At 70.6% G+C, this 16,641-nt stretch carries 17 protein-coding genes; 8 read left to right on the top strand and 9 right to left on the bottom strand.

All coding sequences use genetic code 11. The features are described 5' to 3' along the window. Positions 1-107 precede the first annotated feature (107 nt). A complete protein-coding gene (locus tag ACFY3V_RS01230) occupies positions 108-521 on the top strand; it encodes an ATP-binding protein (RefSeq protein WP_389770190.1) in 414 nt (137 codons plus the stop codon). Positions 522-550: 29 nt separating this feature from the next. Continuing rightward, positions 551-1,198: a Uma2 family endonuclease gene (locus ACFY3V_RS01225; protein WP_389768834.1), complete on the top strand. Its 648-nt coding sequence runs from the start codon at positions 551-553 to the stop codon at positions 1,196-1,198. A gap of 32 nt (positions 1,199-1,230) precedes the next feature. On the opposite strand, the gene ACFY3V_RS01220 is transcribed toward ACFY3V_RS01225, so the two are convergent. The 5 genes from ACFY3V_RS01220 to ACFY3V_RS01200 all read right to left on the bottom strand — a co-directional run bounded on the left by ACFY3V_RS01220 (position 1,231) and on the right by ACFY3V_RS01200 (position 6,218). Next, the gene (locus ACFY3V_RS01220; protein ID WP_389768831.1) at positions 1,231-2,673 is read right to left on the bottom strand and encodes an FG-GAP repeat domain-containing protein; all 1,443 of its coding nucleotides are present in this window, start codon (positions 2,671-2,673) and stop codon (positions 1,231-1,233) included. An 18-nt stretch (positions 2,674-2,691) separates the two neighbouring features. Continuing rightward, entirely contained in the window at positions 2,692-4,068 is a 1,377-nt protein-coding gene (locus ACFY3V_RS01215) for a glutamine synthetase family protein (protein ID WP_389768829.1), read from the bottom strand. Positions 4,069-4,164: 96 nt separating this feature from the next. Beyond that, positions 4,165-4,788 carry a putative Ig domain-containing protein gene (locus tag ACFY3V_RS01210; RefSeq protein WP_389768826.1) on the bottom strand — a complete coding sequence of 208 codons (624 nt, stop codon included), beginning with the start codon at positions 4,786-4,788 and terminating at the stop codon, positions 4,165-4,167. 349 nt (positions 4,789-5,137) lie between these two features. Further along, positions 5,138-5,299 carry a hypothetical protein gene (locus ACFY3V_RS01205; protein WP_344744406.1) on the bottom strand — a complete coding sequence of 54 codons (162 nt, stop codon included), beginning with the start codon at positions 5,297-5,299 and terminating at the stop codon, positions 5,138-5,140. Between the two features lie 289 nt (positions 5,300-5,588). Beyond that, positions 5,589-6,218, bottom strand: coding sequence for a TIGR03085 family metal-binding protein (locus ACFY3V_RS01200; protein WP_389768822.1), 630 nt, complete (start codon positions 6,216-6,218; stop codon positions 5,589-5,591). A gap of 153 nt (positions 6,219-6,371) precedes the next feature. Here ACFY3V_RS01200 and ACFY3V_RS01195 point away from each other — a divergent pair, with 153 nt between their 5' ends. Then, complete coding sequence (locus ACFY3V_RS01195; RefSeq protein ID WP_389770187.1) at positions 6,372-8,174, top strand: ABC transporter ATP-binding protein; 1,803 nt, start codon at positions 6,372-6,374, stop codon at positions 8,172-8,174. 67 nt (positions 8,175-8,241) lie between these two features. Next, positions 8,242-10,014 carry an ABC transporter ATP-binding protein gene (locus ACFY3V_RS01190; RefSeq protein WP_389768819.1) on the top strand — a complete coding sequence of 591 codons (1,773 nt, stop codon included), beginning with the start codon at positions 8,242-8,244 and terminating at the stop codon, positions 10,012-10,014. Between the two features lie 67 nt (positions 10,015-10,081). Here the strand turns inward: ACFY3V_RS01190 and ACFY3V_RS01185 are convergent, their stop codons facing one another. The 4 genes from ACFY3V_RS01185 to ACFY3V_RS01170 are packed head-to-tail and all read right to left on the bottom strand — an operon-like array spanning position 10,082 to position 13,575. Next, complete coding sequence (locus ACFY3V_RS01185) at positions 10,082-10,648, bottom strand: GNAT family N-acetyltransferase (protein ID WP_362895325.1); 567 nt, start codon at positions 10,646-10,648, stop codon at positions 10,082-10,084. Further along, entirely contained in the window at positions 10,645-11,712 is a 1,068-nt protein-coding gene (locus ACFY3V_RS01180; RefSeq protein ID WP_389768814.1) for an ABC transporter substrate-binding protein, read from the bottom strand. Before ACFY3V_RS01180 ends, ACFY3V_RS01185 begins: the two co-directional genes overlap by 4 nt. A gap of 49 nt (positions 11,713-11,761) precedes the next feature. After that, positions 11,762-12,526, bottom strand: coding sequence for an amino acid ABC transporter ATP-binding protein (locus tag ACFY3V_RS01175; RefSeq protein WP_362895321.1), 765 nt, complete (start codon positions 12,524-12,526; stop codon positions 11,762-11,764). Continuing rightward, positions 12,523-13,575, bottom strand: a complete 1,053-nt coding sequence (locus tag ACFY3V_RS01170; RefSeq protein ID WP_362895319.1) for an amino acid ABC transporter permease — start codon at positions 13,573-13,575, stop codon at positions 12,523-12,525. Before ACFY3V_RS01170 ends, ACFY3V_RS01175 begins: the two co-directional genes overlap by 4 nt. 308 nt (positions 13,576-13,883) lie before the next feature. Here ACFY3V_RS01170 and ppk2 point away from each other — a divergent pair, with 308 nt between their 5' ends. The 4 genes from ppk2 (at position 13,884) to ACFY3V_RS01150 (ending at position 16,605) form a co-directional block, all read left to right on the top strand. Continuing rightward, the gene (gene ppk2 / locus ACFY3V_RS01165) at positions 13,884-14,840 is read left to right on the top strand and encodes a polyphosphate kinase 2 (protein WP_362895316.1); all 957 of its coding nucleotides are present in this window, start codon (positions 13,884-13,886) and stop codon (positions 14,838-14,840) included. Between the two features lie 161 nt (positions 14,841-15,001). Beyond that, on the top strand, positions 15,002-15,349 hold the full coding sequence (hisI, locus tag ACFY3V_RS01160) for a phosphoribosyl-AMP cyclohydrolase (RefSeq protein WP_362895313.1): 348 nt from the start codon (positions 15,002-15,004) through the stop codon (positions 15,347-15,349). Next, positions 15,346-15,942 carry a Trp biosynthesis-associated membrane protein gene (locus ACFY3V_RS01155; protein ID WP_389768808.1) on the top strand — a complete coding sequence of 199 codons (597 nt, stop codon included), beginning with the start codon at positions 15,346-15,348 and terminating at the stop codon, positions 15,940-15,942. The genes hisI and ACFY3V_RS01155 overlap by 4 nt, the downstream gene beginning before the upstream one ends. 249 nt (positions 15,943-16,191) lie before the next feature. Further along, complete coding sequence (locus ACFY3V_RS01150; protein WP_389768805.1) at positions 16,192-16,605, top strand: DUF4190 domain-containing protein; 414 nt, start codon at positions 16,192-16,194, stop codon at positions 16,603-16,605. The last annotated feature ends 36 nt before the right edge of the window (positions 16,606-16,641 follow it).

Genomic DNA, 16,641 nt, shown 5'->3' with positions numbered 1-16,641 from the left:
TGAAGCGCCGCTGCGGAAAGGAGCGCAGGGCTGGGCTCCTTGGCGTACGGGGGGTGGGTGCGCACGGGTCTGGCGGTACGTGATCCCGGTGAGGGTGATCGGTGGCTATGTGCTCATGCCTGAGCCGGGCCGGGGCGGCATGGGTGCGAGGGTTCCGGGGTCGATCGTCAGGGGGACGGGGCCGGGCAGGGTGGCGGCGGCGCCGGGGGCGAGGGCGGCCACCTGCCTGTAGAGGTCGCCGTCGAGCTGGTAGCGCGGCGAACGCCATCGCGCACACGAGCAGCGGGAGCCCCGAGGGGACGTTCATCGTCGAGTTGACCCGCAGGACGACAGGCGTTCGGATCACCGTCTATGACTGCGGCCGGGGCGCCACCCCCCGGTTCGGCCCGCGACGTGACGCCGATCCGCTCGCCGAGGGCGGCCGGGGTCTGGCCGTGGTCGCCGCCCTGGCCTCCAGGGTCGGCTTCCGTGGCACCCAGACGAAGGGCCACGCGGTCTGGGCAGAGATCATTACGGTCTGATGGCTTCAGGTTTAAGAGCCTTCGCGGTGATGTCTTTCGCACCCGTGTCCCCTGCCGAAGATGATCCGCGCGATGCGGCGCCGCATCTCGTTCGCTGGCATCATTGGATGCGGGCGAAGCGAGGAGGAGCCGAGATGTCGGATGATTCGAGGACGTTCAGCGAGCTCCTCGCACTGGCGGCGGAGCGTGACGGTTACAAGGTCGAGTGGTATGCCGGGAAGATCGTGATGCAGGCGTCCGCATCCGCCTTCCATAATCTGATCGTCAGCGAGACGATCCGTCAGATTCCTTCTGATGCGTGGTGGGCTCTGCCCGACATGGGGGTCGGGACTCCGGGTGATCATCGGGGGCCGCAGCCCGACATTGTGATCATTCCTGCCGGAAGTCTCAGCGACGACGAGAACCCGGTTCGTAAGGAGATCGTGGCGGCGGTCATCGAGGTGGTGTCGAAGAACACCCGTTCCGAGGACTACGGCGACAAGCCGGAGGCGTACGCCTCGATGGGGATTCCCGTCTACGTGATCATCGACCGGAAGTGCGAGACCATCAGGGTGTTCAGCGAGCCCGATGTCAACCGCTACACCCGCGAGAACGTGAGCTCCTTCGGCAAGCCGTTCACGCTGCCGGAGCCGGTGCTGCTGACGATCGGCACGGAGGGTTATCCGGCCGCCCTGTAGCGGCGGTGGTGCGGCGGGCCCGGTGACCTTCCCTACCAGTCACCGGTGCCGAAGGTGTTCTCGTCGCGGTCGCCGTCCGTCACCCACCACAGGGACGGCGCCGAGCCCCATTCCGGTAGGTGATTGACGGGGGGCCAGGTCAGCAGCAGTTCGTCCCGGCCGTCGCCGTCGTAGTCGGCCGACGTTCGGGGAAACGCCGGGCGTTCGTCGGGGCGCAGCTTCCGGCCCGTCGGGTCCGTGGCCGGTCCGAGCCGGTGGATCGTCCTCCCGCCGCGTCGCAGCCCGTTTCCCCTGCCGTGGAGGAGTTCGACGCCGTCGGGGCGGCGGGCGATCGCGAGGTCGTCGGTCCCGTCGCCGTCGTAATCTCCTGCCACCATCGTCCGCGCGGCTTTGACGTTCCTGAACACCTGTGGCACGCGCCGGGCCCCGCCGAAGTAGACGGTCATCACGCCGTCGACGTGGGGCGGCTCGGTCTCGTACCCCGGCTCGTTGTTGCGGCCGCCGCTGTCGGCGACCACGACGTCGCCCCTGCCGTCCCCGTCGAAGTCCCCCAACGCGACGGCGTTGCCCTCGTTCAGCCGCCGGCTTCGGTGGGGCAGCCCGCCGGGGCCGCCCCTGAGGAGCCACGACGCCGACTGCCCGCCGTCGTTCGACTCGCGCACGAGCAGGTCGGTGGCGCGCCTTCCGCCGATCCTGCCCGCGACCAGGCCGCCGGAGTCCAGGGTGACCTCCGACGGATGGACGACGCGACGGTGGGGGACGCCCTCCCGGGTGAACGGCCCGTACAGCACGGCCAGGCTCTTCATGGTCGAGTCGTTCCCGCTCGCTCCCTCCGTTGTCGGTGTCCACAGCGCCAGATCGGCCGCGCCGTCGCCGTCGAAGTCGCCCGGCACCGTTTCCGCGCGGAAGTTGTCGGGGGGTGCCGGGGTTCGGACGGCGGTCGGTGGCGCCTCCGGATCCACCCCCTCCGGGCCGCCCCACAGGATGTGCGGGATGTCCGGGGGGCTGCCCGCCCTCGCCACGTGGCCGTGGACGAGGACGTCGGCGAAGCCGTCGCCGTCGAGGTCGGCCGTGCTCGTGGACCCGCCGAACTCAAGATGGATGCCGGGCACCACCGTTCTGGTCCGGGGGTTCAGGCCGCCCTTCGAGCCGTACACGATCACGAGGTCGGGTGACCAGGAGTCGTGGGACATGACGAGGGTCAGGTCCGCGAAGCCGTCGCCGTTGACGTCGCCGGGCTCTCGGCCGCCCTTTCCCGCGGGGGGCGGTGATGCCTGCGACCGTGGCGACGCGGGCCGGGGGGACGGCGACGGTGGCGGCGGTGGCGGCGGCGGTGGCGGTTCGGGGAGCAGCGCCGACGGTGTCACGTACGGGGCCGGAGACGCGTCCCGCCCGTCTCCGAGGCTGCATCCGCCGAGCAGGAGGACGAGTGCCAGGGCCGTTCCGGTTCTGGTTTTTATCGCGCCCTCCCACATGTATGGGGATATTAGGACCTAGAAGACCCGGAAGTGGTGGAACATCTCGTAGGCGGCGTCCTGGGCGGCGAAGGACCTCGCCTCGGAGCGTTTGACGGCGAGGTAGGCGGAGGCGCGCAGGGGGCCGAGGGCGTTCATGAGGACGTCGTCGGACTCCAGGGCGTCCAGGGCCTCGTCCAGGGAGGCGGGGAGGCGGGGGACGCGTCCGGAGGGGAGGGTCGCGGGGTCGACGTTGACGGGGTCGCCGGGGTCGAGGCCGCGGCGGATGCCGTCCAGGCCGGCGTGGATGACGGCGCCCAGCGACAGGTAGGGGTTGGCCGAGGAGTCGGAGGGTTTGAGCTCCAGGTTGGCGGACGCTGAGGTGTCGCGGCCCGTGGGGGAGCAGATCCGTACCGCCGCCTCGCGGTTGTCCATGCCGTAGCAGGCGTACGCGCTCGACCACGATCTCGGTGTCAGGCGCCGGAAGCTGTTCACCGAGCCGCAGGTGAGGGCGGTGAGTGCGGGGAGGTGGGTGATCAGGCCGCCGATGAAGTGATAGGCGGTGGCCGACATGCCGTAGCGGTCGGAGGGGTCGGCGAAGGTGTTGGCGCGCAGTGCGGTGTCCCAGAGGGAGAGGTGGAGGTGGGCGCCGTTGCCGGGCTGGCCGGCGAGGGGTTTGGGGGCGAGGGAGGCCCACATCGACATGCGGGTGGCGACGCCTCTCACCGTCTCGCGGTAGATGACGTGGTTGTCGGCGGTCTGGAGGGCGGGGGCGTGACGGATCGACAGTTCGTGCTGGCCGTGGCCGAGTTCGGGATGGTAGTGCTCGGGCCGCAGCCCTTGTCTTTCCAGGGCGTGGAGCAGGGCCATCGTGTAGTCGTGGAGCTGGTTGAAGCCGACGGTGGAGTAACACAGGCTGTCGTCGGCGGGGATGAGGCGGTCCGGGCCGCCCTCGGGGTCGGGTACGCGGCGGCCGAGGGTGAACTCGGGTTCGTAGGCGGCGACGAGGGTGTGGCCTTCGGCGGCGAGGGTGGCGACGGCCTCGCGCAGGAAGGTGCGCGGGCAGGCGGGCCAGGGGGAGCCGTCGACCTCGCGCAGGTCGGCCAGCATGGCCGCGGCGCCGGGAGCGTAGGGCAGATGGACGAACGTGGCCGGGTCGGGGACGAGGCGGACCTCCCCGACGGGGCCGAGGCCCTCGACGTCCTGGAGTTCGTCGAGCATGTTCATCGCCATCATCCCCACGGTGTGCCCGATGCCGGTGTGGAGTCGCTCGGCGAGCCGGGGGTGGGAGGTGGCCTTGCCCCTGATCACGCCGCCGTGGTCGGCGTACAGGAAGCGGATGAGTTCGACGCCCTCGGTGTCGGCGCGTTCGATGGCGCGAAGGGCCGCGGCGTCGAGTGTGTGAGGAGCGGTCATCGCCTGGTGATCTCCTATGCCTCCTGCGCGATACGTCCTCTGGGGAGGGAGAGCCTCCGGGATGCTCCGGGGAGGTCGTGGGGTTACGGTCCGCGGTTATGTGGTGAGTACGTCGGCGGTGCCGTTGTCGGAGCAGGGGGAGCTCGACGGGGGGAGGGGTGCGGGGGGTGAGTCGGCGCAGCGGCAGGTGATGGTGATCGTCACCGTGCCGGTGGTGCACCCGCTGGAGGGGACGCAGGCCTCGACCGGGACCGTCCAGGTGCCCGGTACCCGGGAGGTGCCGCCGAGCAGGCCGTCGGCGTCGAGCGTGATCCCGGCGGGAAGCAGGGTGGGGCTGGTCACCTTGAAGGAGAGCCTCTCGCCGGTCGGGTTGGCCAGCGTGATCCTTCCCGTCAGCGGCCGGTCGACGGCGGTGCCGAAGTGGCCGAGGAGGGGGTGGGCCGCGAGGGAGGAAGGGTTTTTCGTGCCCCCTGAACTCTCCGACGCCTCTATGCCTGCCGGGCTTCCCTGCGCTTCCGTGCCTCTCAGGATTTCCGGGGCTTGTGTGCCGCTCGGAGCTTCGGTGGCGGGGGCCCGGACGGTGATCTGGGGGGAGGGGGGTGCCGGCATGGGGTCCGGTGTCGGGGTCGCGAAGGCGACTCCCGGGGTCGCCAGCACGCCGCACGTGACGGCTCCCGCGATGATCGCCCCGAGCCCGGGGAACCTCTGCCTGCCGTGCATGAAACGATCCCCCGTACGAGAAACGGATTTCCCACCCAGGGTGCAGGAAAGATCATCAAGGGAGTGCCGTGATGTCTTCCGTGGTCACCCATGATCGGGTCAGGACGTTCGTCGTACGGGCACCACCCTGGTTCCGTACCACTCTGTACGGTGGGGCCGCGCGGCTTCGGGCGGCGGGGTGCGAGGGGGACCTCGTGGGGGCGGGCGGTTTCCGGCGACCGTCGCGATACGTTTCCGGGATCGGCGGGGCCGACGGCATGACTTTCGAGGCGGGGGGTGTGCGCTCCCCTGTGGATCAGACGGGAACGCGGGTGGCGCGGTTAGGGGCGGGAGGGGACCCGCCGGGTGGTTAGGTGAGCACGCGGGTGAAGAACAGAGCCAATTGGTCTGCTCCCCTGATGATCCCGTCGAAGACTCCGTTGACCGCGCTCGCCGCCTCGGCGGGCTTGGTGAACAGATAGAAGACCACGAAAGCTACCGCGAGGTAGGTGAGGATCTTCTTTACCTGCATGGGGGCCTCCTGGCAGTTCCAATCCCAGCCGTATATACCCGAATTTTATCGATCATTGGCATCTGCGGCCCGGGTGGCTCCCGGATTTTCGATGATCATACCCGTCCCGCGGAAGCAAACCGTGGTCTGGTCGGGAGTTTGGCATAGGTCACACTCGCCATCGTGGGGTCGCGAGGCGCTCCTGTCCAATCTTCACTGCCAGGTATACCGGTAGGGCTAGATCGGCGCCGCTCGTACGCCGATCCCGGGGAGCGTCTTTGCCCGCCCGGTGATCGGCTCCACGTTTCCCTCAGACGCCCAGGGAGGCGTCCATCAGCCGGGCCACGGCCTCGTCGTCACCGTTCACGGTCACCTTGGCGTGGGACTGGCGCCCGAAGCAGAACAGCAGCAGCTCCCCGGCCGTGCCCGTCACCTCGACCTGGGGACCCTCCTTGGCGCCGCCGACGGCCGTGCCGCCGCCGACGCGGTGCAGGACGACCTGGACGGGGGCGCGGCGCAGGAACAGCCGGGCGCCCCGGTGGATCTGCTTCCAGAACCGCTCCTCCAGCTCGGCGGGCAGCTCCCGCGGCTCCCAGACCCGCTGTGCCCGCCGTACGTCCTCGTGGTGGACGAAGAACTCCGTGGTGTTGGCCGCCTCGTCCAGGCCGGGCAGGCGGTAGGGCCCCCCGGGGCCGGAGCGTACGAGCTCGACGAGGCCCGCGTACCCCTTCCTGGTCTTCATGGACTCCTGCACCCTGGCGGTGTGGCTGGCCAGCGGCTTGAGGAGGATGCCTGCGGCGGCGTCGGGGCGGCGTTCGCGGACGACGAGGTGGGCGGCGAGGTCGAAGGTGGTCCAGCCCTCACAGAGGGTGGGAGCGTCCGGGCCGAGCCGGGTGAACAGGTCGCTGAGCGCGGCTCGTTCGGTGCGGGCGTAGTGCATGTGTGGTCCTGACAACGTCGTTGGGCGGGCGATCAGAGGGGTGGGCGTGACATTGCCGAAGGTGGTTCGGGAATAACCGCTTGATCCACAGTGATAGGGACTTAGGTAGCAACGTTCCCCCGTCGAAAGGACATCCCCCGCGTGGCGAGCAAGATGACCGGCGCAGTCATGCGTAAGGGACTCGGGGTCCTGGGGGTGGCGGTTCGGGCGGAGAAGCCGATCTTCTCCGCCGCGGTGCTGTCCAGTGCCCTGTACGGCGTGATGACCGTCGCCTCGGCGTGGGCGCTGGGCTGGGCCACCGACCACGTCGTGCTCCCCGCCTTCAGGGACGGGCAGATCACGACGGGCACCCTCGCCGTCGGCGCGCTCCTCATCATGGGGGCGTCCCTGATCAAGGCGCTGGGTGTGGCGGGACGGCGGTATTTTGCCGGGGTCATGCAGTATCGGATGCAGGCACGCTCCCGCCGGGACGTCACCCGCCAGTATCTGAGGCTTCCCCTGGCCTGGCACCACAGGCACCCGACCGGGCAGCTGCTGTCCAACGCCGGGTCCGATGTGGAGGCCGCCTGGGCGCCGCTCGCCCCGCTGCCGATGGCGGTCGGCGTGGTCGTGATGCTGGTCACCGCCGCCGTCGCCATGGTGATCACCGATCCGATCCTCGCCCTCGTCGGTTTCCTGGTCTTTCCCGCGATCGCCGTGCTCAACCTGGTCTACCAGCGCAGACTGAACCCGCTCGCCACCCGCGCGCAGCAGTTGCGCGCCGAGGTCAGCGAGATCGCCCACGAGAGCTTCGACGGCGCCCTGGTCGTCAAGACCCTCGGCCGCGAGGACGAGGAGACCGCGAGGTTCCTGGCCAAGGCCGAGGAGCTGCGCGACGCCAACATCGCCGTGGGCCGGGTCCGCGGCCTGTTCGACCCGCTGCTTGAGGCGCTGCCCACCCTCGGCGTGCTCGCCGTGCTGCTGATCGGCGCGATGCGGCTGGAGAGCGGCGCGATCGGCTCCGGGGTGCTCGTCCAGGTCGCCTACCTGTTCACCCTGCTGGCCTTCCCGATCCGCGCGCTGGGCTGGGTGCTCGCCGAGCTGCCCCGCGCCGTCGTCGGCTACGAGCGGATCCAGGCCGTGCTCGAGGCCACCGGTTCCATGGAGCACGGCGCCGTCGAGCTGCCCGGCAAGGAACCGGCCAGGCTGGAGGTCCGCGGCCTCGGCTACGCCTACGGCGACGGGGAGTTCCCCGTCCTGCGCGACGTGAGCCTGGAGGTCGCCTCCGGCCGCACCGTCGCTCTGGTCGGCCCCACCGGGTCCGGCAAGTCGACACTCGCCCAGACCCTCGTCCGCCTGGTCGACCCGGCGGAGGGCGTGGTGCTCGTGGACGGCACGGATCTGCGCGACGTCGCCAGGAACGGGGTGAGCGACGCGGTGGCGCTGGTGCCGCAGCAGACGTTCCTGTTCGACGACACCGTACGCGGCAACGTCACCCTCGGCCTGGAGGTCGGCGACGAGGAGGTCTGGGCGGCGCTGCGCCTGGCGCAGGCCGAGGGGTTCGTCAGCGCGCTGCCCTCGGGGCTGGACACCCGGGTCGGCGAGCGCGGCACCAGCCTGTCGGGCGGCCAGCGCCAGCGGATCGCCCTGGCCCGCGCCCTGGTGCGCCGCCCGCGGCTGCTCGTGCTCGACGACGCCACCTCCAGCGTCGACCCGCAGGTCGAGGCGAGGATCCTGTACGGGCTGCGGGACGCGGCCCAGGTCTCCACCGTGGTCGTCATCGCCTACCGGATGGCGACCATCGCCCTGGCCGACGAGGTCGTCTATCTCGACCACGGCCGGGTCGTCGACCGGGGCGGCCACGCGGAGCTGCTCGCCCGCTGCGAGGGCTACCGCAACCTGGTCACCGCCTACGAACGCCAGGGCGCCGAGCGGGAGGCGCTCGACGCCGAGCGAGAGGAAGAGGTCAGCGCGTGAGGAAGCACTACCGGCTCAGGGGGCGTCCTGCCGAGCCGACGCGGGGCCTGCTGAAAGGACGGTGCCGGTGAGCTCGTTCCAGGGGGTCGAGCGCTCGGGGCTGGCCACCGTCAGGCACGGCCTGTCGCTCACGCCGGAGTTCCGCAAGGGGCTGGCCGGGACGCTCGCGCTCGCCGTGGTCGCCACGGCCGGCAAGATCATCGTGCCGATCGCCGTCCAGCAGACCATCGACAGGGGCCTCGGGGGAGGGGCCCCGGACGTGGCCTACATCCGCACCGCCGTGCTGCTGTGCGCCGCGGCCGTGGCGTTCACCGCGCTGTGCGCGTACCTGATGAACGTCCGCCTCTACAAGGCCACCGAGTCCTCTCTCGCCACGCTCAGGGTGCGCGGTTTCCGGCACGTGCACGACCTGTCGGTGCTCACCCAGAACACCGAGCGCCGCGGCGCCCTCGTCTCGCGGGTCACCGGCGACGTCGACCAGATCAGCGTGTTCATGCAGTGGGGCGGGCTGATGATCATCATCGCCCTGGGGCAGCTCCTGGTCGCCACCGGGCTGATGTTCGTCTACTCCTGGCAGCTCGCCCTGGTGGTGTGGGCGTGCTTCCTGCCGCTCATGGTCGTCCTGCCGCGCTTCCAGCGCTGGCTCTCCGGCGCCTACACGCGGGTCCGCGAGCGCACCGGCGACATGCTCTCGGCCGTGAGCGAGTCGGTCGTGGGCGCGGCCGTGATCAGGGCACACGGCTCGGAGGCCCGTACGGCGGAGCGGCTCGACGTCGCGATCGACGCCAACAAGGCGGCGCAGGCGCGCACCCAGCGGATCGTCGCGACCGTGTTCCCGCTGACCGAGATCGTCGCCGCCGTCGCGCTGGCCGCGGTGGTGCTGGTCGGGGTGCGGCTCGGGCTGGCGGGCGACATCACCGAGGGGCGCCTGGTCGCCTTCCTGTTCCTCATCACGCTGTTCGTCTCGCCGATGCAGGTCGCCACCGAGGTGCTCAACGAGGCGCAGAACGCCGTGGCCGGATGGCGGCGCGTCCTCGGCGTGCTCGACACCCCCGCCGACGTCGCGGACCCGGGCCCGGACGGTGTCGAGCTGCCGCGTGGTCCCATCTCGGTCTCCTTCGAGGACGTGGGGTTCTCCTATCCCGGAGGGGCGCCGGTGCTGCACGGGGTCTCGGCGCGGATCCCGCCGCGCTCGCGGATCGCGGTGGTGGGGGAGACCGGCTCCGGCAAGACGACCTTCGCCAAGCTGCTCACCCGCCTGATGGACCCGGTCTCGGGGCGGATCACGATCGACGGCCACGACCTGCGCGACGTGCGCTTCTCCTCGCTGCGCAGCCGCATCGTGATGGTGCCGCAGGACGGGTTCCTGTTCGACGGCACCCTGGGGGAGAACATCGGTTTCGGCCGCCCTTCGGCGACCGAGGAGGAGATCCGGCTCGCCATGACCGAGCTGGGGCTCGCCGATTGGCTGGAGGGGTTGCCCGCAGGCATGTCGACCAGGGTCGGCCAGCGCGGCGAGTCGCTGTCGGCGGGCGAACGCCAGCTCGTCGCGCTCGCCCGCGCCTACCTGGCCGACCCCGACCTGCTGCTGCTCGACGAGGCCACCTCCGCGGTGGACCCGGCGACGGAGGTGCGGCTGGCCCGCGCCCTGGAGGGCGCCACGCGGGGCCGCACCGCCGTCTCCATCGCCCACCGGCTCTCCACCGCCGAGGCGGCGGACGAGGTGTTCGTCTTCGACAAGGGGCGGATCGTGCAACGCGGCCCGCACGCCGAGCTGGTCCGCGAGCCCGGTGTCTACGCCGACCTGCACGCCTCCTGGGTCTCCTCGGCCCGCTCCTAGCCGTTTCCGCACGTGACGCCGATCGGCCCGCGCCGGGGCGGGCGTGGTCGCTCCGGCGGCCGACGTCTCACCCCGATCCTCCGATGATCTTCTCGAAGGGGTGGGGGCCGACCGTCTCGGGGTCGGCGGCCAGGTCGTAGAGCGGGCTGTATCCGGTCGAGAGATACAGCCCGGCCGCCTCGGGCTGCCGGGGCCCCGTGGTCAGGTAGATCCGGCGGTAGCCCTGCCGTGCGGCCTCCCGCTCCAGTTCCCGTACGACGGCGACCCCCAGGCCGCGTCTGCGGTGGCCGGGGTGGGTCCAGATCCGTTTGAACTCGGCGGTCTCCTCGTCGTGACGGAAGAACGCGCCTCCGGCGACGGTCCGCCCGCGCTCGACGAGGATGAGGAACGCGCCGCCGTGTTCCGGGGTGAACCGCTCGTCGGGATAGCGGTTGATCTCGTCGTTGGGACCGTATCGGCCGGTGTACTCGGCGTGCAGGTCCTCCAGGAGCGGTCTGACCGCCGGGTCGCGGACGGCGACGTGCCGTACTTCGAAGGGGGCGATCCTGAGGTGCCCGTCGGTGGCGTGCCCGCTCGGTGCCGGTGGGGCGTGTTTCGTGTACGGGGCGGAGGGCCTCGCGGAGTCGATCGTCACTTCGGCTGCCTCGGCAGGCCGGGCGGGTTGATCTTCGAGGCGGTGAGCGCCTCGTTGTCCAGGCCCCACCGCTTGAGCACCTCGGCGTACTTGCCGTTCTCGATGAGCGTGTCGATCGCCTCGCTGACCGGCTCGACCAGGCCGTTGCCCTTCAGGGTCATCACCGCGATCAGGCCCTCGACCGATCCGCCGCCGGAGAGCGTCCCGACGATCCTGCTGTCACCGCCCACCGCGACCTGGTAGGCGATGGAGGGGTTCGGGCCGAGGTAGGCCTGGACGCGGCCGGACTTCAGCGCGAGCAGGACGTCGCCGTACTTCTGGTAGTACTGGATGTTCGCGGCCTTGAGCCCGGCCTTCTGGTTCTGCGCGTCCCACTCCAGCAGGATCTTCTCCTGGTTGGTGCCGGATCCGACGGAGACGTTCAGTCCGGCGATGTCGGCGGCCTTCTCGATCTTGGTGATCGGGCTGTCCTTGCCCACCTGCCAGGCGAGCTGGTCGACCCGGTAGGTGGCGAAGTCGTAGATGTCCTTGCGCTCCTCCGTCACCGTGACGTTGTTGAGCACCAGGTCGTACTTGCCCGACTTGACCGCGAGGAACAGGTTCTCCCATGAGGTGTTCTCCTCCTTCAGCGGCAGGCCCAGCACATCGGAGATCAGGTGGGCGAGGTCGGTCTCCACGCCGATCAGGGTGGTGTCGTCGTCGGCCAGGAACACCAGGGGCGGCGAGCCCTCGCCGTTGAACCCGGCGGTGAGTGAGCCCTTGGCGCGGATCGCCTCGGGGACCTTGGCGGCGATCTCCTCGACCTTGTCGGCGCGGACGCGGTCCTGCTCGGGAGAGGTGTTGATCTTCGCGCCACCGGTCTCCGAGGGGGCGGCGGCCGGAGCTGCCGAGGACGCCGAGGACGCCGAGGACGCCGAGGACGCCGAGGACGCCGAGGACGCCGAGGACGCCGAGGACACGGCCCTGTCCGTCGTGCCGGCCGAGGTCTCGGCACCACCGCAGGCGGTGGCGAGCAGGAGAGGCAGGGCGGCGACGACTGGGGCGAGTCTCGATATGAGCGACATGTCGGTCCTTGCTGGGATCGGGTGGTGGGGACGGGGCTGCATGAGGGGGTCAGAGGACCTTGCTGAGGAAGAGGCGGGTGCGCTCGTGCCGGGGGGCCTCCAGCACCTCGGCGGGGGTGCCCCGCTCGACGATCCGGCCCTCGTCCATGAAGACGACGGTGTCGGCGATCTCGCGGGCGAAGCCGACCTCGTGGGTGACGACGATCATGGTGGTGCCGCTCCCGGCGAGGCCCTTCACCACGTCGAGCACCTCGCCGACGAGCTCGGGGTCGAGCGCGGACGTCGGCTCGTCGAAGAGGATGACCTTGGGCTCCAGGGCGAGGGCGCGGGCGATGGCCACCCGCTGCTGCTGGCCGCCGGAGAGTTTGCGGGGGTAGGAGTGCGCCTTGTCGGAGAGCCCGACCCGCTCGAGCAGCCGGGTCGCCAGCGCGTCCACCTCCGCCTTCGGCCTGCGCTGGGCCGACAGGGGCGCCTCGGTGACGTTCTGGTGCACGGTCAGGTGCGGGAAGAGGTTGAAGTTCTGGAAGACGAAGCCAATCCGGGTCCGTTGCCGGAAGATCTCGCGCTCGGGCAGCTCGTACAGCCTGTCCCCGGACCTGCGGTAGCCGACCAGCTCGCCGTCGACGCTCACCGAACCGCTGTCCACCTTCTCCAGGTGGTTGACGGTACGCAGAAGCGTGGACTTCCCCGACCCCGAGGGCCCCAGGATCACCGTGACCTCGCCCGGCGCGACCCGCAGGTCGACGCCGCGCAGCACCTCCAGCGACCCGAAGCTCTTGCGCACCCCCCGCAGTTCGACCATCGCGGCGCTCATGCGCGGCCCCTGCCGTAGTACCGCTCGATGTAGTGCTGCGCGAGGGACATCACGGAGGTCATGGCGAGATACCAGACGGTCGCCACCAGCAGCAGGGCGATCACCCTGCCGTTGCGGTTGTAGATCACCTGGACCTGGTAGAAGAGCTCGGGCAGGGCCATGATGTAGACGACCGAGGTGCCCTTGACCAGGCCGATGACCTCGTTGCCCGCGGTCGGCACGATCGACCGCATGGCCTGCGGCAGGATGATCCGGAACAGCTGCCTGCTTCTGGGGATGCCCAGCGCGGAGGCGGCCTCCCGTTGGCCGTGGTCCACCGAGAGCAGCCCCGCCCGGACGATCTCGGCGGCGTAGGCGGCCTGGTGCAGGGCGAGGCCGAGTGCGGCGGCGGTGACCGGGCCGATCAGGTCCATCGTCCCGATGTCGAAGAAGGCCGGGCCGAACGGCACGCCGAAGGAGATCCTCGGGTACAACAGGGCGAGGTTGTACCAGAACAGCAACTGCAGGATCAGCGGCACCGATCGGAACAGGGCGATGTAGCCCCAGGCGACCGAGTTGAGCAGCGGGTTTCCCGACAGCCGCATGAGCGCCAGGACCGTGCCGAGCAGGAAACCGAAGACGATTCCCAGCGCGGTCAGCTCCAGCGTGAACACGACCGCGCGCAGCACGGAGGGCGCGAACAGGTACTCCCCGACCACCTCCCACTCCCAGGCGGGATTGGTGAGCAGCGCGCTGACGGCCATGGCGAGCAGCACCGCGACGCCCAGGGCCGCCACCCATCGCCCGGGGTGGCGGGTGGTGACCACCTTCAGGGAGGGCTCGCCGGCCTCGGCGTCCGCCCGGCCGCCCGGGGATTCGTCGGCAGGGGGAGCGGCGGATCGGATCGCGACGGACCCGCCGGGGGCGGACGCGGGGACGAGACGCGCCCGGCTCCACGCGTACCCGAGATGCATGCGCCCCCGGCCGCCCGCCGACGGTGGGGCCTTCGCGACGGCCGCGGGGGAGTCGTGCGTCTCACCGCCGTCGGCGTCTGGAAGTTCGACGGGCATGGCTGAGGCCTTTCTGGCTGGTCGTACCGGGTGGGGCGGGGGCGTGCTCCGCGCGAGGCGGGCGGTGATGTGGGCATGGGCGGGTGCGGCGGAGGCGACGCGCTCGCCTGTCGCCGACCGGAGCCATGGGCTCACGGCATCACTTCAACACACGTTCACAATCCCGTCAAGACCTACTTGTTTAGTGGGTTTTTTGTCGAAGTGGATCTCCTAGGAGAAAAAGGGGCGTTCGGGAAGGACTATCCAGCTCAGGGCGCGGTAGAAGCAGGGCGGAGGCGGGCCCCACGTCCGCCCGAGGGAAGGGACCGATGGCGGAGTTGGTTGGCGGGGAGCTGCCGGACGGCCGGTTCCCCGTGGTGAACATTCACGCGGCCCTGGAGCGCAGCGACCTGCTCGACGAGCTGGCGGACCTGCGGGTCGACGACGATGACGACGACGACCCCGTCCTGGTCCGCCAGGACGGCAGTCCGGTCGACACCTGGCGGGAGAAGTATCCCTACGACAGGCGGATGGAGCGGGCGGAGTACGACCGGATCAAGCGGCTGCTCCAGATCGAGCTGCTCAAGCTCCAGTACTGGATCAAGGACACCGGAGGGCGTCTGGTCGTCCTCTTCGAGGGGCGTGACGCCGCGGGCAAGGGCGGCACGATCAAGCGGTTCATGGAGCACCTCAACCCGCGGGGCGCGAACGTGGTGGCGCTGGAGAAGCCGAGTGAGCGCGAGAGCACCCAGTGGTACTTCCAGCGCTACATCTCCCACCTGCCCGCCGCCGGAGAGATGGTCTTCTTCGACCGTTCCTGGTACAACCGCGCCGGGGTCGAGCGGGTGATGCGCTTCTGCACCCCCGAGGAGTATCTGGAGTTCCTGGAACAGGCCCCGGAGTTCGAGCGGATGCTCGTCCGTGACGGCATCCACCTGGTGAAGTTCTGGTTCTCGGTCTCGCGCTCCGAGCAGCGCACCCGGTTCGTGATCCGCCAGGTCGACCCGGTACGGCAGTGGAAGCTGTCGCCGATGGACCTGGAGTCGCTCGACAAGTGGGAGGACTACACCGCCGCCAAGGAGGACATGTTCGTCAACACCGACACGGAGGAGGCCCCGTGGACGGTGATCAAGAGCAATGACAAGAAGCGGGCCAGGGTCGAGGCGATGCGCCACCTGCTGAGCCTGTTCGAGTACGAGAACAAGGACCACGAGGTCGTCGGCGTCCCCGACCCCAAGATCGTCGTCCATGCCGCCGACGTCCTCGACGACGACCGCGGCCACTGAGACGAGGACCGCCCCCGTTCCCATGTCGGTGCCGGCCGAGCCGCCCGGACGTCTTCGCCCACGGCTCGGCCCTCCGGCGCCGGCGGTGCCCTGCTCGGCCTGCCCGCTCACGCGGCCAGGCCGGAGGCCACCCCTCTCCCCTGTTGCGGCACAATTGCCGCATGTCCCTTGACCCCGCCATCGCGGCCCGGCTGAAGCGCACCGCCGACGGGCTGGTTCCCGCCGTCGTCCAGCAGTACGACACCGGCGAGGTGCTCATGCTCGCCTGGATGGACGACGAGGCGCTGCATCGCACGCTCACCACGGGCAGGGCCACCTACTGGTCGCGCAGCCGGGGAGCCTACTGGGTGAAGGGCGACACCTCCGGCCACGTCCAGCACGTCAAGTCCGCCGCGCTCGACTGCGACGGCGACACCGTCCTGCTCAAGGTCGACCAGGTGGGCGCCGCCTGCCACACCGGCGACCGGACCTGCTTCGACGCCGACGAGCTGACGGTGACCCGGGCGTGACGGCGAGGCGGGAGCTGTGGACCTGGCTCGCGGTGTGCGTGGCCGGTGCCGCGCTCGTGCTCCTCGCCGCGGGACGCGACTGGTTCACCGTGACGTACGGCACCCGCGAGGTCGCGGTCTCCGCCTCCGAACTGGTCCCCGCCCTCGGCCCCGGCGCCTGGGCGGCGCTCGCCGCGGTGGTCGCCGTCCTCGCGACGAAAGGCGTGTGGCGCGGGCTCGTCGGAGCGGTGATGGCGCTCGGCGGGGCCGGGATGATCGCCGGTTCCTGGTGGGGAGGCGGCGCGAGCGCCGCGCTGCGGATCTCCGCCGAGCAGGCGCCGCTCTCCGTCGGCTCCACCCCGCAGGTCGCCTCGGCCGTCGTCTGGCCGATCCTCGCCTCCGTGGGAGGGTTTCTGCTGGTCGCCGGGGGAGTGGCGGCGATCGTGCGCGGCGGGCGCTGGCCGGGCATGTCCGGCCGGTACGACCGGCAGGGGGCCGGTCCCGCGGGCGGTACTGCCGCCGCACGCGGTGGTGCCCCCAGCGAGCGGGAGTTGTGGGACGCCCTCGACGAGGGCGTCGATCCGACGACCGGTCCCGACCCCCGCGAACACTGACCTTCGCGAGCCCTTGGGCGGACGGCGGGTTCCGCGCGTTCGCACGACGTCCGCGGTTCCCGCCGTGTTCCCGGTGTTCCCGGCGCGGGGATCTTCTCATGTCGTTTCGGTGCCCTCCCACCGTCCGGGGCGGGTGTGCCCCCGGCCACGACTTGCTCACAACGCGCTCGCGAGCGTGAACGGATCGTCTCCTCCTGGGAGTGTTTTCGCTAGGATTTCGCCTGTAACTCGGATAATGGGGAGTCATTCATGAGCTACGGCGATCAGGGTGGCTATGGCCCGCCCCCGAAGAGCGGCGGCTACGGCTCCTCGGGTGGTTATGGCTCTTCGGGCGGTTACGGTTCCGGAGGGTACGGTGCGCCCGGTGGCGGTTACGGGGGGTACGGCGCGCCGCCGCCGCGGGGCAACAACGGCATGGCCATCGCCGCGCTGATCATGGGCATCGCCGGGCTGTTCATCTGCGGACTCCCCTCGATCGTGGGCGCGGTGCTGGGGCACATCTCGCTGGGGCAGATCAGGCGGACGGGCGAGGAAGGGCGGGGCATGGCCGTCGCGGGCCTGGTCCTGTCCTATTTCGGCATCCTGTCCTGGCTGGCGGCGCTGGTGTTCATCTGGGTGATCGGAGCCGGTGCCCTGATCCTCGGTGGCGCCACGGGCTACTGACGCCGACGCTCGCGCCGCCGGTGAGGGGCGCGTGAG

Source organism: Streptosporangium sp. NPDC000095, from assembly GCF_042899335.1.
Lineage (GTDB): Bacteria > Actinomycetota > Actinomycetes > Streptosporangiales > Streptosporangiaceae > Streptosporangium.
This window is presented reverse-complemented; position numbering and strand designations above follow the sequence as displayed.

Bases quoted from the DNA above. Each gene is read 5' to 3' on its own strand.
- ACFY3V_RS01215 (WP_389768829.1), bottom strand. From the start codon at position 4,068: ATGACCGCTCCTCACACACTCGACGCCGCGGCCCTTCGCGCCATCGAA.
- ACFY3V_RS01150 (WP_389768805.1), top strand. From the start codon at position 16,192: ATGAGCTACGGCGATCAGGGTGGCTATGGCCCGCCCCCGAAGAGCGGC.
- ACFY3V_RS01230 (WP_389770190.1), top strand. From the start codon at position 108: ATGTGCTCATGCCTGAGCCGGGCCGGGGCGGCATGGGTGCGAGGGTTC.
- ACFY3V_RS01195 (WP_389770187.1), top strand. From the start codon at position 6,372: ATGACCGGCGCAGTCATGCGTAAGGGACTCGGGGTCCTGGGGGTGGCG.
- ACFY3V_RS01180 (WP_389768814.1), bottom strand. From the start codon at position 11,712: ATGTCGCTCATATCGAGACTCGCCCCAGTCGTCGCCGCCCTGCCTCTC.
- ACFY3V_RS01175 (WP_362895321.1), bottom strand. From the start codon at position 12,526: ATGAGCGCCGCGATGGTCGAACTGCGGGGGGTGCGCAAGAGCTTCGGG.
- hisI (WP_362895313.1), top strand. From the start codon at position 15,002: ATGTCCCTTGACCCCGCCATCGCGGCCCGGCTGAAGCGCACCGCCGAC.
- ACFY3V_RS01220 (WP_389768831.1), bottom strand. From the start codon at position 2,673: ATGTGGGAGGGCGCGATAAAAACCAGAACCGGAACGGCCCTGGCACTC.
- ACFY3V_RS01170 (WP_362895319.1), bottom strand. From the start codon at position 13,575: ATGCCCGTCGAACTTCCAGACGCCGACGGCGGTGAGACGCACGACTCC.
- ACFY3V_RS01200 (WP_389768822.1), bottom strand. From the start codon at position 6,218: ATGCACTACGCCCGCACCGAACGAGCCGCGCTCAGCGACCTGTTCACC.
- ACFY3V_RS01205 (WP_344744406.1), bottom strand. From the start codon at position 5,299: ATGCAGGTAAAGAAGATCCTCACCTACCTCGCGGTAGCTTTCGTGGTC.
- ACFY3V_RS01210 (WP_389768826.1), bottom strand. From the start codon at position 4,788: ATGCACGGCAGGCAGAGGTTCCCCGGGCTCGGGGCGATCATCGCGGGA.
- ppk2 (WP_362895316.1), top strand. From the start codon at position 13,884: ATGGCGGAGTTGGTTGGCGGGGAGCTGCCGGACGGCCGGTTCCCCGTG.
- ACFY3V_RS01225 (WP_389768834.1), top strand. From the start codon at position 551: ATGTCTTTCGCACCCGTGTCCCCTGCCGAAGATGATCCGCGCGATGCG.